This is a genomic window from Amycolatopsis sp. 505, assembly GCF_031625235.1.
Taxonomy (GTDB): Bacteria; Actinomycetota; Actinomycetes; order Mycobacteriales; family Pseudonocardiaceae; genus Amycolatopsis.
On sequence record NZ_JACKQP010000001.1, the window covers coordinates 1 to 14,083 of the forward strand.

Sequence of the window (14,083 nt, forward strand, 5' to 3'; positions counted from 1 at the left end):
GGGCGTCCAGAACGACAGGGCGGCCACTCCTCAGAAGCCACCACACAAGGCAAGGACCGATCAGCCACACCCCATCGCCCTGGGCATCCAGGACAACCCGTCCTGAACACCAACAATCTTATGGAGGACCGATGGCAGCACAGCACGCCCTGTGGCACCCGTTCGCCGACATGGGCGCGGTCGACGGTGACCGGATGGTCGTCACCCGGGCCGAGGGTTCGTACATCTGGGACGACACCGGCCGCAGGTACTTCGACGCGACGGCGTCGCTCTGGTACGCGAACTTCGGCCACGGCCGTCCCGAGATCACCGAAGCGGTTTCCCGCCAGCTGTCCGAGCTCGACTCGTGGAACCTGTTCGGCTACAACGCGAACCGCCCGGCGATCGAGCTGGCGGACCGGGTGGCGGCCTTGGCGCCGGAGCCGGGGTCGAAGGTGTTCTTCGGTTCGGGCGGCGGCGACGTCATCGACACGGCGGTGAAGCTGGCCCGCGCGTACTTCGCGCAGACGGGGCGGCCGGAGAAGGTCCACGTGATCGGCCGGGCGCAGGGCTACCACGGAACCCACGGTTTCGGCACGGCGGTGGGCGGCATCCCGGCGAACGCGGCGGGGGTGGGCCCGCAGCCGCCTTCGTTTTCCCACGTGGCATATGACGATGCGACGGCGCTGGAGGCGGAGATCGAGCGCGTGGGCGCGTCGCGGGTGGCGGCGTTCTTCTGCGAGCCGGTGATCGGCGCGGGCGGCGTGCTGCTGCCGCCGGAGGGCTACCTCGAGGAGGTGGCGGCGATCTGCCGCCGGCACGAGGTGCTGTTCGTGGCGGACTGCGTGATCGCGGCCTGGGGCCGGCTGGGGACGTGGTTCGGGATCGACCGGTGGCCGGTGCAACCGGACATGATCACGACGGCGAAGGGCATCACGGGCGGAACGATCCCGCTGGGAGCGCTGGTGGTGGCGCCGAAGGTGGCTTCGCCGTTCTTCACGGGGGCGCCGGGAGCTCCGATCTTCCGCCACGGCCCGACGTACGCAGGGCACCCGGTGGCGTGCGCGGCGGGCTTGGCCACGTTGGACATCTACGAGCGCGACGGCTTGATCCCGCGCGGCCGCGAGCTGGAGAAACCCCTGGCGGACGCGGTATCGGGAGTGGCGGGGCATTCGCTGGTCGCCGAGGTGCGGGCCGGCCTGGGCTTCTTGGCGGCGGTGGAACTGAGCGCGGAGCTGCTCGACGGCGACCCCGGGGCACCGGTGAAGCTGCAGCGAGCCTGCCGCGACGAGGGTGTGATCGTGCGCAACCTCGGGCGCGGGGTGGCGGTATCACCACCGTTGGTGGCGGCAGAGCCGGAGCTGGATTTGCTGGCGGCGGCGTTGCCGAAGGCGCTGGACCGCCTGGCGGCGCAGGTGTGAGGTCGCGAATGACTCATTCGGGACGTCGGAGGTCCCGAATGAGTCATTCGCGACGCTGGTGCTGGTGGCGGCTGAGCGGAACTCGCGCGCTCCAGCGCGGGGTGGGTGTGCTCCGGCGCGGGAGTGGCGTGATCGGAACCGGAACTCACCAAGCCGGCGGCGGCCCCCAGTCCGCCGCCGACCTAGCCTCATCCCGGCCCCGGCCCCGGCCCCGGCCCCGGCCCCGGCCCCGGCCCCGGCCCCGGCCCCGGCCTCACGAAACGCAGAACTCGTTCCCCTCCGGGTCGGCCATCGTCACCCAGCTGTGTGGCCCCTGCCGCCCCCGCCACAGGAACTCCGCGCCGCGTGCCTTCAGCTTCTCGACCGATCCCTCGACGTTCTCCGCGCCCACCCACACGTCCAGGTGGAGGCGGTTCTTCACCGTCTTGGCCTCCGGGACCTCCTGGAACAGGATCCGCCGTGGCGGGCCCTCCGGTGGCGAATCGGGGTGCCGGATGCCCGCCCCCGCTTTCCACACCAGCGAGCCCCGGTACGTGCGGGTTTCCTCCTCCGTCGCGTACCCCTTCGCGATCATCTCGCGGACGAAGTCCGCGTCCGTCGGTTCCACGGACCAGCCGAGCGTCTCGGCCCACCAGTCGGCGAGCGCGTGCGGGTCGGCCGAATCCACCACTACCTGGAAGTCATGCGCCATACCGGCACGTTAACGACGGAGTCCGACATTTTCCGGAGCATCGGGTCCTCGGGGACGACCGTGAAGCGCCACTTGTCCACGCCGCCGCCCATGATCTCGGCGTACCGGCGGGCCCCGTCCGCGTTGGCGAACCGGACCTGCTGGCCGTTCGTCAGGTGGGTGATCTTGACCGCCACGACTACCTCCCGAAGTTGGTGGGCCGGCCCTCGGAGCTTCCCCCTCCGGGACCGGCAAGGCACAGTAGAACACATGTTCGACCGCCCGCGCCACTCTCTCCCTCAACTAGGGGACCAACGGGCAAAAGGCCAGGTCAGAGCGGGCGAATCAGGGCGACACGCGGCCAGGCGTCGAGGCCGCGGGCGATCTCGGCCCGGCGGATCGAGCGCAGTCCGTCGCCGATTTCCGCCTCCGGGACGGCCCGGAACCCCAGTCGTTCGTAGTACGGCGCGTTCCATGGCACGGTTTCGAACGTCGTGAGCGTCAACGCCGGCAATCCGCGCGCACGGGCCCACTCCGCCAGCGTCTCGATCAGCGCGCGGCCGATTCCCCGCCGCGCGTGCGACGGCCGGACCGACACCTGCTCGATGTGCGCGCACCCGTCCACGACCTCGGCGATCAGGTAGGCCACCGGCCGGTCCGCGGAGTCGGCGCTCACCCAAGCGCGGCCCGCCGCTTGGAAAACCGCCAGCGACTCCACCGAACCCGGGTCGTCGTCGGCGATCGCCGCCATGTCGACGTCGCGGAACAGCGCACCCGCCTCGCGCTCGACGTCGATGAGCGCGGGCAGGTCGTCGGGACGCGCGAGCCGGATCACCCGGGCAGTTCTACGCGCCCGCGCGGATTTCTCACAGCGAATAAGACGCGATCGCCCGCTGGATGCGGATCGCGTACTCCTGCAGGGCGGTGATCGCCGCCTGCCGGGCCTCTTCGGTGATCCGGGCGGCCGGGCCGGCCAGGCTCAGCACGGTGGGCCGCCTGCCGATCGTCTGCACCGGCACCGAACAGGCCCAGACGCCCTCGTCGAGCTCGCCGGAGCTGACCGCGTACCGGTTCTCCAGCGCCTGCTTCAGCTCGTCGCGCACCGCCGCGCCGCGCTGCGCGACGATCGACGCCCACCGCTGGTCGCGCTCGATCTCCGGCAGCAGCGCGAGCAGCATCTTGCCGGACGCGCCGACGCCGAGCGGCAGCGAATGCCCCGGCTCGAACGTGAACCGCATGGCGCGGTCGCACTCGACGCGGTCCGCGCACACGGCGGCGTCGCCGAACCGCTGGAACAGCATCACCGTCTCGCCGAGCTCCCGCGCCGCCTCCTCCATGGCCGGCCGCGCCAGCTGCACCATGTCGTTGGCGAGCTGGGCGGCCCGCGCCAGCGGCATCACCTGGCTCGTCAAGTGGTAGTGCCCGGCCCGGCCCTCCTCGAGCAGCTGCAGCTCCTTGAGCAGGGCCACGTACCGGTAGGTCGTCGCCACCGGGGTGCCGATCGTCGCGGCCAGCTCGGCGACGCTCGCCTCCCACCGGCGCTCCGAAAAGGCCAGCAGCAACTGGAGGACCTTGCGGGAACTGCTGGCACCGGGGGTGCGCCGGGGGGAAGTGGTGGCGGAACCGTCGACGGTACTGACGGCAGGCGTCATCGTGACCTCTCGGTGAGACAAAAACGACCTTCGCTATCACACGGGGTGAATAAATTAGCACGTAGTGTGAAAGGAAGGCCAGCAATGGCCCGGAATAGAGCCATCGCCGGCGCACCGGACGTCACATGGTGAGAAACTCGCCCGGTTTCGTCACCACGGGTGACTCCACGTACAGGCCGCGGTACTCGTCCTGGATCCCCGAGTTGTGCACCTGCAGCGCGAGCGGGCCGACGCGCCCGGCCGTCTTGTCGGTGAACTGCAGCACTTCCACGCCCTTGCAGGTGATCGCCGTGCCGGTGAGCGGGCAGCAGGCCATCCGCGCGACCCCGGTGGCGGCGTCGCCGATCAGCTCGCACTGGGCCCACTTCTTGATGTCGATGCTGGTGTGCGGCAGTTGCCGGAACAGTTTCCCGCCGCCGTTGTTGTGCCCCGGCCGGTAGTCCCAATGTCCCCCGTTCGGCGGTTGGAACTGGATGGCGCTCAGTGCGTCGCGGATCGGGTCGGTGGTGCCCCAGATCAGCACGGTCGGTTTGTGGTTGCCCTTGACCTGCCGCACATTGAATATCCACCGAAACGTGCCGACCTGCTGTTTGTTGTAGTACAACCAGCCGCGCGCGGTGCCATTGCCGTGGATGACGCCGTTTTTCGCCGACCAGAGCCCGGCTTTCGACGACGTCCACGCGCTCAGGTCGGTTCCGTCGAACATCGAGACCAGATTCGGGTCACCATAAGGGTTTTCGGCCGCCGCGGCCGGCGCCGGGACCGAAGCCGCGACGATCCCCGCGGCCACCACACCGAGAAGCTTCCGGAACATCCTGCCGTCCTCTCGTCGAACGCGAATCGAGGGTTCGGACGGCGGATTTTCACGTTAGGAGCGGCCCGGGCCGGGCGTCAACCGCGGTCCCGGTCACCGGTGAGGAACGGCGTCAGCAGGCCGGGGACGGCCCGGTCGGCGAGCGCCAGCCCGTCGGCCTCGCCGACGTCGAGCACCTGGTACCTGCCCTTGCCCGCGGCGACCGGCGCGATCAGCGTGACCAGCCCGGCCCGGCGCTGGAAGTACGAGCGTTCGACGACGATCCCGGTCATCCCGTCGCAGCGGACGGCGGCCGTGCCGCGGTCCAGCGAACCCGACCGCGTCACGAGGTACCGGCCGGTGAGGGCGTGGCCGAGGCCGCGGTAGCGGTCCCAGCCGACGAGCGCGGCGACCGGCACCAGCACCAGCGCGACCTGCCACGGCCAATCCGGCAGCGCGCCGAGCCACGCCAGGCCGTAGAGCGCCGCGGCGAGCAGCAGCACGCTCAGCACGGCCCGGGACAGCCGCCGGTACAGCGCCCGGCGGGGGTGGCGCACCAGCGGCGTCGCGGCCGGGTCCTCGCCCAGTACCCGGGCGACGACCTCGTGCGCGCGGGCCAGCGGCGCCGGCGGCAGCAGCAGGCTGCCGCCCTTATCCGCGCTCTTGCCCTCCCGCAGGCCGGCGGCGATGGCGACGCAGCGGGCGCCGCCGGCCAGCCGCAGCGGCAGCGGCTCGCGGATTTCGGCGCCGCGCAGGCGGTCCTCCTCGATCGACACCGACCGCGTGGTGATCAGCCCGCGCCGGATGTGCAGCGTGCCGGCGGGCTCGCGGGTGAGCCGGAAGTTCCAGAACGACAGGACGTACCCGCCGACGGACAGCAGCGAGACGAGCACCAGCAGCCCGGCGGCGGCGAGCACCAGGCTCAGCCACACCGGGGTGTCGGCGAAGTGCCCGACGACGGCCTGCACCAGCGAAAACTGGATCGGGTCGAAGTGCAGTTCGTGCGCGAAGTGGTAGACCGTGCCGACCGCCGCACCGACCACGGCCAGCCCGGACAGCGTGAAGGGCGCGTACCGCAGCCACCGCTTGTCGACCGCGGCGATCAGCTGCTCCGGCGGCGCGGCGGCCTCTTCGGAGACGGCTTCGGCCTTGCGGTGCAGCAGGAGCGTCCGCAGCCGCTGGGCCTCGGCGATGGTGACGGCGTCGAGGACGAGCTCGTCCTTGCCCGGTCCCTTGCCGTGCGAGTGCCGCCCGGTGCCGATCCGCGCGGCGGCCAGCGAGAACAGCCGGTGCTTCGGTTCCGAGGTGACGTCGACCGTGCGGATCCGGTCGCGCGGGATGGCCCGGTGCTTGCGCTGCAGCAGCCCGGTGCGCCACTCGACCTGCGCCTCGGTGATCCGGTAGCGGGAGGTCAGCACGTGCGAGACGCCGGTGAACACGGCGATCGCGGTGAACACGAGACCGATCCACTGCCACGGTTCGCCGTGGCCGAACAGCAGCGCGCCCAGCAGCACCGGCAGCGACTTCACCAGGTCCAGCACCGGGCGGATGAGCAGCATGCGCCGGTCGAGGTGGTGCCACGGCGCGTCCTGCGTGCCCTCGGCGGGCGGGGTGAGCACTTCGGCGGTGCTTTCTGCCGCCTCCGCGGGGAAGAGTGCGTCGGCGGGGCTCACGTCGCATCGCCCCGGACGGCCTGGGTCGTCTTCGTGAGCTCGTCGGCCAGGGCGAGCGCGCGGTCGTGCGCCAGGCCCGAGATCCGCAGCGGGCCCGCCGCGGACGCCGTCGTCACGGTGATCTTCGCCAGTCCGAACAGCTGCTCGAAGGGGTCGCGCTCGATGTCGACGGTCTGGATCCGCGAAACCGGCGCGATCCGCCACTCCTGCTTCAGCCAGCCCGCCTGGGTGTAGACGGCCTCGTCGGTGACCTCCCAGCGGTGCACCCGGTAGCGCCACTGCGGCATCACGATCAGGTGCAGCGGGCCGAGCACGCAGGAGAGCACCAGGGTCACGGTCAGGAACGACGGCGCGTCGTCGCTGGTCACGACGATGAGCGTCTGCACCCCGACCAGGATGATCCACAGGATCGACGCGGTCACCGTCCAGTAGCCGATGGCCCGGCGGCTGACCCGGTGCGCCGGCGGCCGCAGCCGCAGCGCCGTGTTCGTGGTGTGTTCGCTCACGGGTCAAGCGTGCCCGATCGGTGCCTTGCGCGCCCACGACAGTTGTCACGATGGCGATCCGAACCGGCCTCGATCGCGTGGCGTTACGATCGGCGACACCGTCGGCGGAATGGAATCCCACCCGGGGTGTGTTGTGCTTGACGGATTGGTATAGCGGCGAGCAGGAGGATCAGGTGGGACTCGATCCCGACGACCTGTACGAGGTGGACTCGGACGTCCCCGACCTGACCGGGGCGGTGCTGCTGCACCACTTCGAAGGGTTCATGGACGCCGGCTCGGCGGGCCGTCTGCTGGCGGAGCACCTCCTGGGCGGCGAGCACCGGGTGGTCGCCCGTTTCGACGTCGACCGGCTCATCGACTACCGCTCGCGGCGGCCGACGATGACCTACGCGGTCGACCACTGGGAGGACTACGACGCGCCCGAGCTGGTGGTGCACCTGCTGCACGACGCCGACGGCACGCCGTTCCTGCTGCTGTCCGGCCCGGAGCCGGACCACGACTGGGAGCGGTTCAGCGCGGCGGTCCGGAACCTGGTCGAGCGCTGGGGCGTCCGGCTGACCGCCGGCTTCCACGGCATCCCGATGGGCGCGCCGCACACCCGCCCGCTCGGCGTCACCGCGCACGCGACCCGCAAGGACCTGGTCGTCGACAACCAGCAGCTGCCGAACCGGCTGCAGGTGCCGGGCAGCCTCGCCGCGCTGCTGGAGTACCGGCTCGGCGAGTGGGGCCACGACGCCATGGGCTTCGCCGCGCACGTGCCGCACTACCTGGCGCAGTCGACGTACCCGGCGGCGTCGCTGATCGTGCTCGACGCGCTGAGCCGGGCGACCGGGCTGAGCCTGCCCGAGGGCGAGCTGCGCGCGGCCGCGGACCTGGCGGACGCCGAGATCAACCGGCAGGTCGCGGAGTCCGACGAGATCGCCGACGTCGTCCGCGCCCTCGAGCGGCAGTACGACACGTTCATCGAGGCGTCCGACCGCGGCAGCCTGCTGGCGGAGTCGGTCGAGCACATGCCGACGGCGGAGGAGCTCGGTTCGCAGTTCGAAAGGTTCCTCGCGGAGCAGAACGGCGGCGACGGCCCCGAGCGCGGATGACGCGATACGACGAGATCGGCGTCGGTTACGCACGGGGCCGGCGGACGGACCCGCGCTGGCTCTCGCCGGTGCTGTCGGCGCTGGGTCCCGCGGCTTCGGTGCTGGACGTCGGCTCGGGGACGGGCTCGTACGAACCGCCTTCACGGCACGTCGTGGCGGTCGAGCCGTCGGCGGAGATGATCCGGCAGCGCGCGGCGGGGGCGGCGCCGGTGGTCCGCGCGGTCGCGGAGGCGCTGCCGTTCGCGCCGGGCACGTTCGACGCGGCGCTGGCGGTGCTGACGGTGCACCACTGGCCGGATTGGCGCGCGGGGTTGCGCGAGCTGCGCCGGGTCGCGGCCCGGCAGGTCGTCCTGGCGTACGACACGGCGTTGCACAGCGAGTTCTGGTTCGTGCGGGAGTACGTGCCGGAGGTCGCCGCGCTGGAAGCGTCCCGCCCTTCGGCGCCGGAGATCGCGGACTTCCTCGGGGCGTCGGCGGTGGTGCCGTTGCCGGTGCCGTGGGACTTCACGGACGGAGTGTTCCCGGCGTACTGGCGCCGGCCGGAGGCGTACCTGGACCCGGGGGTGCGCCAGTCGTGCTCGGCCCTGGCCCAGACCTCGCCGGCGGCGGTCTCGCGGGGGATCGCGCGGTTGCGGGAGGACCTGGAGTCGGGGCGGTGGCACGCGGACCACGCGGACCTGCTCGATCTGCCGGAGTGGGACGCGGGTTTCCGGCTGATCGTGGCCTAGCTCGGCTCACCACTCCCGGCGGGCCAGCTTGCCGACGGCTTCGGCGGTTTGCCGGAAGCCGGCCTCGCCGAGTACCGCGCGCAGCTGCGCGTTGAATTCCTCGATCTCCGGCGCGACGCGGACCAGCGCGTCCTCGCCGGCGGCGGTCAGCTCCAGGACGACCGCGCGGTGCTCGTGCGGATGGGTGTTCTTGCCGACGAGGCCGGCGTCCACCAGCCGGGTCACCATGGCGGTCACGGCCGATTCGCGCTGACCGAGCCGCGCGGCGAGCTCTCGCTGGGTCAGGCCGCCTTCGCGCACGGCGAACAGGGCGCCGAGCTGGGCGGTGGTGATTCCGGCGGCGGCCAGGCAGCGCCGGTCGGCGGCCACGCGGAGCCGGTGGGCGGCTTGCTGGAGGAGGAAGAACAGGCGCTGGTCGGGTTCGGGCGGGATTGGCCGGGCAGCCGTTCAGCCGCCTGCTCGGCGCACGGCTCACCGAGTTCGGCGACGGCGCGGCCACGCTGGAGCTGGAGGTGCGCGAGGAGCTGAAGCAGCAGAACGGGTTCCTCCACGGTGGCGTGCTGGCGTATGCCGCCGACAACGCGTTGACGTTCGCTGCCGGAACCGTCCTGGGGCCTGCGTTGCTGACGGCCGGGTTCACGATCGATTACCTGCGACCGGCGGTGGGGGCGGTGTTGCGGGCCCGCGCTGTCGTGCTGCGAGCGGGGCGATCGGCAGCCACCTGCCGGTGTGATCTGTACACAGTGGACGAAGGTCGGGAGCCCGTGCTGTGCGCCGCTGCGCAAGGAAGCGCCCGGGTGGTGCACGACTGATCAGTGGCTGGTTACGGTGTTTCGCTGAGCACCGGCCCTGCCGGCTTCCGACCCTAGCCGTGGCAGCCTTCTTCGTTCAGCGGCCCGAACGAAGGCAGCACCAGCCCGCACAGGTACCCGTCGATCCAGCGCCCGTTCCCCGCGAGGTTCGTCCCCAGCCGCACGAACGGCGCGAACCCCCGGATCCCCGCGGCCAGGGCGTCCTGGTTGCGCTGCAGCATCGACGTCAGCTGGTCCAGCTGGGTCAGCAACGGCTCGACCGGCGACTCCCCGATGAGCCCCGACAACTCCGACGACAACCGCCGCGAGCCGTCGAGCAACCGGCTGATCGCCGCCTCGCGGTTGCTCACCGAGGCGAGCAGTTCGTTGCCGTCCTCCAGGAGCCGGCGCACCGCCGCGTCGCGGTCGACGAGCGTCTGCGAAATCACGCGCGTGTTGCCCAGCAACGCAGTCAGCTGCCTGTCGCGCGAGGCGAGCGAGTCCGAAAGCCGAGATAGCCCGGTGAGGGCGGCGCGGACGCTCTGCGGCGTGTTCGCCAGTGTCGACGAAAGCGTGTCGAAGCTGCGAGCCAGCCGCGCGGTGTCGATCCGGTCCACTGTGGACGACAGTTCCCCGAACGCCGCCAGGATGTCGTACGGCACCGTCGTGCGCGACCGCGGGATCGGCGACCCCGGGTCGAGCGTGCCCTCGCCCTGCGGATCGAGCGCGAGGTACTTCTGGCCCAGCACCGTCTTCAGCCGGATCGCCGCGCCCGTCGCGTCGCCGAGCCAAGCTCCCTTGGCCCGGAACGAAACCAGCACGTGGTCGCCGCGCAGGCGCACGTCCGACACGCGCCCCACCTCGACGCCGGCGATGCGGACGTCGTTGCCGGCGCTCAGCCCGGCCGCTTCGGTGAACTCGGCCGCGTAGGTCGTCCCGTCGCCGAGCACCGGAAGCGACCGCGCGTTCAACGCCGTCACCACGCCCAAGGCCAGCACGGCCAGGCCCGCGACGGCCGTCCTGACCGGATTTGACATGGCGTCAAGAGTGACCCACCTCACGCCGGGTCGCCAGCCGAGTCCCCCGATGAGAGGAATCGGGGTATTCGCGGTACTCCAGCGCGTTGGCCGCGCGGTCGGTCATCCAGGCGAAGATGCCGCCGAACAGCCGGGTGCTCAGCATCCGGTAGGCGCGGTTGCGGCTGCGGATCTTCGCGGCCGTGCGCGGCGCGAGGAAGTTGCCGGACCCCTTGCCATTCTTTTGCCCGACCGCGGCCGGCTTGCGCAGCCGCCGCTCGTACTTCGCGAACGCCGTCACGTGGTCGCCGCCCGCCGCCGCGAGCTCGCCCGCCAGCACCTGGGCGCCCATCATCGCCAGCCCCGTGCCGGACCCGCCCGGCCCGGCGCACCAGGCGGCGTCGCCGAGGAGCACCACGCGCCCCTTCGACCAGCGGTCGAGGTGGATCTGGCTGATCGAGTCGACGTACAGGTCGTCGGCCGCGGGCAGCGCTTCGAGCAGCTTCGGCGTCTCCCAGCCGGTGTCCGCGAACAGCTGCGCGAGCAGCGCACCCTGCTCGGCGGGTGTGCGGCGGTGGAACTCGACGCCGTCCGCCGCGAACACCAGGCCGACGTGCAGCCGGTCCGGCAACCGGTGGCTGCTCACCATCAGGCCGCGGCCGGGCTCGTTGTACAGGACGCTGGTGTGGTCGAGCCCCAGGTGGTTGGGCGCGGTGAACCCGGCGATGCCGAAGCCGAGGTCGCGCCGGAAGTCCGGTTCCGGCCCGAAGGCGGCGGCCCGGACGCCGGAATGCACGCCGTCGGCCCCGACGACCAGGTCGAACGTCCGCGGTGCGCCGTGGCGGAAAGTGACTTCGACGCCGGCCGCCGTCTCCGTGAGGCTCGTGACGCGGTCGCCGAAGACGTACTCGGTGTGGTCCGCGGTGTGCTCGTACAGGATCCGCGCGAGGTCGCCGCGCAGGATCTCGACCTCGCCGCTCCAGGCGGCGCCGGGCACGGTCAGCGCGGGACGGCCGTCGAGGCCGAGCACGGTCTGGTCGCCCATCGCCGTCTCGTACCGGCGGACCTCGTCGAGCACCCCCATCGCGGCCAGCAGTTTCACCTGCTCGCCGCGGAAGTCGACGGCCTGGCCGCCGGGCCGCGGGGCGGGCGCGGACTCGACGACGGTGACGCGGTAGCCGGCGCGGTGCAGCCAGTGGGCGGCGGACGGGCCGGCGATGCCGGCCCCGGAAACGAGCACGGTCCTGGTGGTCATCGGGGGGTTCCTCTCGGGTCGGTGGCTGCCGGCACCGAGACTGCGGGCGACCGCTTACCGTCTTCGCACGATCCGCTGACGGCTCGGCCAGTGCCGCGCGGTTGCAGTCGCTAACATGGCCCGGGTGGACCGCGCCGCCGAAGGCCGGATCCAGGAGGACGGCGACGGCGTCGTCGAGGCACGCATCCTGGATGCCGCTGCACACCTGATCGCCGAAGAGGGCTTCGGCAGGTTGAAGATCGGCGGCGTCTGCGCCCGCTCCGGCTACGCGCGTTCGGTCGTCTTCCAGTACTTCGGCGACAAGGACGGGCTCGGGCGGCGGCTCGTCGAGCACGCCGTCGAGGCGTTCACCGACGCCTACAGCGAGGCTGTCGCGGCCCGGACCGGATCGGCGAACGCGACGCCGATGGACATGCTGCGCGCGCTGCTGGACATCATCTTCGAGCTGATCCGCACGATGCCGACGCTCAACCAGGCGTTCCTGGCCCTGTGGGGCGACGCGGCGGCGGAGTACTCGGCCCTGCGCGGCGCGCTGACCGAGGCCGACCGCCGGTTCCGGTTCGCCATCGCGCAGACCGTGGCCAGCGGGGTCGCGGACGGGTCCATCACCGGTGTCCGCGACCCCGATTCCTACGCTTCGGCGCTGCTGGCCCAGCTGCGCGGGATCTCGATGCAGGCCCTGATCGACCCCGACGGCGTCGACCTGCGCGGGCTGCGCGCCGAGCTCGAGCGCAGCGTCGACCGGCTGTCCTCGAGCTTCCGCGGCACGCTTTAAAGCGCGTACACGATGCTCCGCAGCACGATCACGCCGATGAAGACGAGCGTGAAGGCCAGGTCGAGCGAGATCCCGCCGATCCGCACCGGCCGCACGACCCGCCGCACCGGCCCGATCACCGGTTCGGTCGCGGCGTAGGCCAGGCCACGGGCGCGCCGCGCCCACGGCGGGGTGTTGCCCACCACCGCGACCCAGTCCAGCACCATCCGCGCGACCAGCACCAGCAGGTACAGGCTCAGCGCGAACCCGAGCAGCGTCCCTAGCGCACCCATGGCCCCTCCGTTCTTCCTACCCCGAGAACGCGCGAGGGGAGCCGGGAGTGCCAGTTCTGTCCGGTTCACAGGATTTCGACAGGATCGGGTGACGGCGGTCACCGCGGGTAGCGATCAGCCGAAGGTCACCACGAGCCGGCCGTCGGAGGCGAAGGACCACCTCATGGTGCCGGCGTAGGACGAGCACCGGGACCCGTTCTTGCCGGTCCAGAACTGGTCCGAGCTGTCGACGTTGCCGACGGTCTTGTCGTTCGAGCCACCACTGGCGAAGCGGCATGAAGTGTCGTTGCGGAACACCGAAGTCCCGGTGTCGAAGGAGAAGTTGCGTTCGGCGTTGTCGATGCCGACGTTGTCCGTGACGGACATCGAGCCGGGGTTGCTGTTGTAGGTGAAGCCGTGGTGGCCGTTGCGGTAGGCGATGTCGCGCCGGACGACGTGGTTCACCGCGATCTTGTCGCCGCCGAGCTTGTAGCCGTTGCGGTCGCCGTTCTTGTTGACGGTGCCGTTGCTGAGGGTGCCGTTGGCGTAGGCGAGGGAGTCTTCGATGGTCACCGGGCCGATCGGGCCGGTGTCGGTCTTGGTGTAGAGGTCCCAGCCGTCGTCGATGTTGTTGTGCGAAACGTCGTAGCGGAAGACGTTCCCGGGCCCGGCGGTGAGCTTCGCGGCGAACCCGTCGGCGTCCTCGCCGTCGGAATCGGCGTTGTCGTGCGATTCGGAGCTCACGACGAGGTTGTTCGACGGCCACTGGTCCTTCGGCGTGCTCGACGCGATCCGCGAGATCTGCAGCCCGGAGTCGCGGTTGAAGCGGGTGACGACGCGCTCGATGACGTTGTTGCTCCCGCCGACGAAGATCCCGTTGTCCCCGGCGCGTTCGACGACGATCCCGGCGACGCGCCAGTAGGAGCCGTTGACGGCGAGACCGCGGTTGGCCGGGTCTTCCTTCATGGCCGAGAAGTTCAGCACGGGCGTCTCGCCGGGGTAGGCGGAGAGCGTCTTGCGCGCGCTGGAAGTGCCGCTGTTGGCGGGCGCGATGGTGACGGTCTGGCTGTAGGAGTAGGTGCCACCGCGCAGCGAAATGGTGCCACCGGACCCGATCCGGCTCAGGGCCGACGGCAGGGTGGTCGGATCCACCTGCGTCCCGGCGGCGGAGTCCTTGCCGTTGGGCGCCACGTAAAGCGTGGTGGCCGCGGCATCGGACGGCGGAGCCAGCGCGGCCACCGTGACCAGCGCGGCGGCTGCTGTAAGCGCTTTCTTGATGCTTCCGTACGAACTCATGCACGCCTCCTTGCGGGCAAGAACTGTCGGACACCCGGATCCGAGAGCGCTCCCAGGAGGAGCGGGATTTCCGGTGAGGCGACGGTAGCACCGGGTAGCGGCGGCCCGAGTGGGCCAAGCGGGTCGTCTGTACTGAAAACGCTTTCAGGGCGCGATAACCACGTGGCTTTCCCCGAGTCCAGG

Annotated in this window: 17 protein-coding genes; 5 read left to right on the top strand and 12 right to left on the bottom strand. The window is 71.3% G+C overall.

The features are described 5' to 3' along the window. The first annotated feature begins 131 nt into the window (after window positions 1–131). Window positions 132–1,400, top strand: a complete 1,269-nt coding sequence (locus H5965_RS00005; protein ID WP_310966998.1) for an aminotransferase class III-fold pyridoxal phosphate-dependent enzyme — start codon at window positions 132–134, stop codon at window positions 1,398–1,400. A gap of 253 nt (window positions 1,401–1,653) precedes the next feature. On the opposite strand, the gene H5965_RS00010 is transcribed toward H5965_RS00005, so the two are convergent. The 7 genes from H5965_RS00010 to H5965_RS00040 all read right to left on the bottom strand — a co-directional run bounded on the left by H5965_RS00010 (window position 1,654) and on the right by H5965_RS00040 (window position 6,694). Then, a complete protein-coding gene (locus H5965_RS00010; RefSeq protein WP_310968451.1) occupies window positions 1,654–2,070 on the bottom strand; it encodes a VOC family protein in 417 nt (138 codons plus the stop codon). Next, on the bottom strand, window positions 2,070–2,267 hold the full coding sequence (locus H5965_RS00015; RefSeq protein ID WP_004561810.1) for a hypothetical protein: 198 nt from the start codon (window positions 2,265–2,267) through the stop codon (window positions 2,070–2,072). The genes H5965_RS00010 and H5965_RS00015 overlap by 1 nt, the downstream gene beginning before the upstream one ends. A gap of 134 nt (window positions 2,268–2,401) precedes the next feature. Further along, window positions 2,402–2,905: a GNAT family N-acetyltransferase gene (locus H5965_RS00020; RefSeq protein ID WP_310966999.1), complete on the bottom strand. Its 504-nt coding sequence runs from the start codon at window positions 2,903–2,905 to the stop codon at window positions 2,402–2,404. Between the two features lie 31 nt (window positions 2,906–2,936). Beyond that, the gene (locus H5965_RS00025) at window positions 2,937–3,722 is read right to left on the bottom strand and encodes an IclR family transcriptional regulator (RefSeq protein WP_310967000.1); all 786 of its coding nucleotides are present in this window, start codon (window positions 3,720–3,722) and stop codon (window positions 2,937–2,939) included. Between the two features lie 121 nt (window positions 3,723–3,843). Continuing rightward, window positions 3,844–4,536 carry a family 16 glycoside hydrolase gene (locus H5965_RS00030; RefSeq protein WP_310967001.1) on the bottom strand — a complete coding sequence of 231 codons (693 nt, stop codon included), beginning with the start codon at window positions 4,534–4,536 and terminating at the stop codon, window positions 3,844–3,846. A 77-nt stretch (window positions 4,537–4,613) separates the two neighbouring features. Further along, window positions 4,614–6,074 (bottom strand): PH domain-containing protein, encoded by a 1,461-nt coding sequence (locus H5965_RS00035; RefSeq protein ID WP_310968452.1) that lies wholly within the window; start codon window positions 6,072–6,074, stop codon window positions 4,614–4,616. 110 nt (window positions 6,075–6,184) lie between these two features. After that, complete coding sequence (locus tag H5965_RS00040) at window positions 6,185–6,694, bottom strand: PH domain-containing protein (RefSeq protein WP_310967002.1); 510 nt, start codon at window positions 6,692–6,694, stop codon at window positions 6,185–6,187. A gap of 173 nt (window positions 6,695–6,867) precedes the next feature. On the opposite strand from H5965_RS00040, the gene H5965_RS00045 reads away from it, so the two are divergent. Beyond that, the gene (locus tag H5965_RS00045; RefSeq protein ID WP_310967003.1) at window positions 6,868–7,788 is read left to right on the top strand and encodes a PAC2 family protein; all 921 of its coding nucleotides are present in this window, start codon (window positions 6,868–6,870) and stop codon (window positions 7,786–7,788) included. Further along, window positions 7,785–8,516 carry a class I SAM-dependent methyltransferase gene (locus tag H5965_RS00050; RefSeq protein ID WP_310967004.1) on the top strand — a complete coding sequence of 244 codons (732 nt, stop codon included), beginning with the start codon at window positions 7,785–7,787 and terminating at the stop codon, window positions 8,514–8,516. Before H5965_RS00045 ends, H5965_RS00050 begins: the two co-directional genes overlap by 4 nt. Window positions 8,517–8,522: 6 nt before the next feature. Here H5965_RS00050 and H5965_RS00055 read toward each other — a convergent pair whose 3' ends face one another. Beyond that, window positions 8,523–8,885, bottom strand: coding sequence for a MarR family winged helix-turn-helix transcriptional regulator (locus H5965_RS00055; RefSeq protein ID WP_310967005.1), 363 nt, complete (start codon window positions 8,883–8,885; stop codon window positions 8,523–8,525). Between the two features lie 62 nt (window positions 8,886–8,947). Here H5965_RS00055 and H5965_RS00060 point away from each other — a divergent pair, with 62 nt between their 5' ends. Then, a complete protein-coding gene (locus H5965_RS00060) occupies window positions 8,948–9,328 on the top strand; it encodes a PaaI family thioesterase (protein WP_310967006.1) in 381 nt (126 codons plus the stop codon). 53 nt (window positions 9,329–9,381) lie between these two features. On the opposite strand, the gene H5965_RS00065 is transcribed toward H5965_RS00060, so the two are convergent. Beyond that, window positions 9,382–10,344 (bottom strand): MCE family protein, encoded by a 963-nt coding sequence (locus tag H5965_RS00065; protein WP_310967007.1) that lies wholly within the window; start codon window positions 10,342–10,344, stop codon window positions 9,382–9,384. A gap of 4 nt (window positions 10,345–10,348) precedes the next feature. Further along, window positions 10,349–11,578 (bottom strand): FAD-dependent monooxygenase, encoded by a 1,230-nt coding sequence (locus H5965_RS00070; RefSeq protein ID WP_310967008.1) that lies wholly within the window; start codon window positions 11,576–11,578, stop codon window positions 10,349–10,351. A gap of 115 nt (window positions 11,579–11,693) precedes the next feature. On the opposite strand from H5965_RS00070, the gene H5965_RS00075 reads away from it, so the two are divergent. After that, window positions 11,694–12,353 carry a TetR/AcrR family transcriptional regulator gene (locus H5965_RS00075; RefSeq protein WP_310967009.1) on the top strand — a complete coding sequence of 220 codons (660 nt, stop codon included), beginning with the start codon at window positions 11,694–11,696 and terminating at the stop codon, window positions 12,351–12,353. On the opposite strand, the gene H5965_RS00080 is transcribed toward H5965_RS00075, so the two are convergent. Further along, window positions 12,350–12,625 carry a YggT family protein gene (locus H5965_RS00080; protein ID WP_176175160.1) on the bottom strand — a complete coding sequence of 92 codons (276 nt, stop codon included), beginning with the start codon at window positions 12,623–12,625 and terminating at the stop codon, window positions 12,350–12,352. The genes H5965_RS00075 and H5965_RS00080 overlap by 4 nt on opposite strands. Before the next feature lie 114 nt (window positions 12,626–12,739). Continuing rightward, window positions 12,740–13,900, bottom strand: a complete 1,161-nt coding sequence (locus tag H5965_RS00085; RefSeq protein ID WP_310967010.1) for a right-handed parallel beta-helix repeat-containing protein — start codon at window positions 13,898–13,900, stop codon at window positions 12,740–12,742. Window positions 13,901–14,083 lie beyond the last annotated feature (183 nt).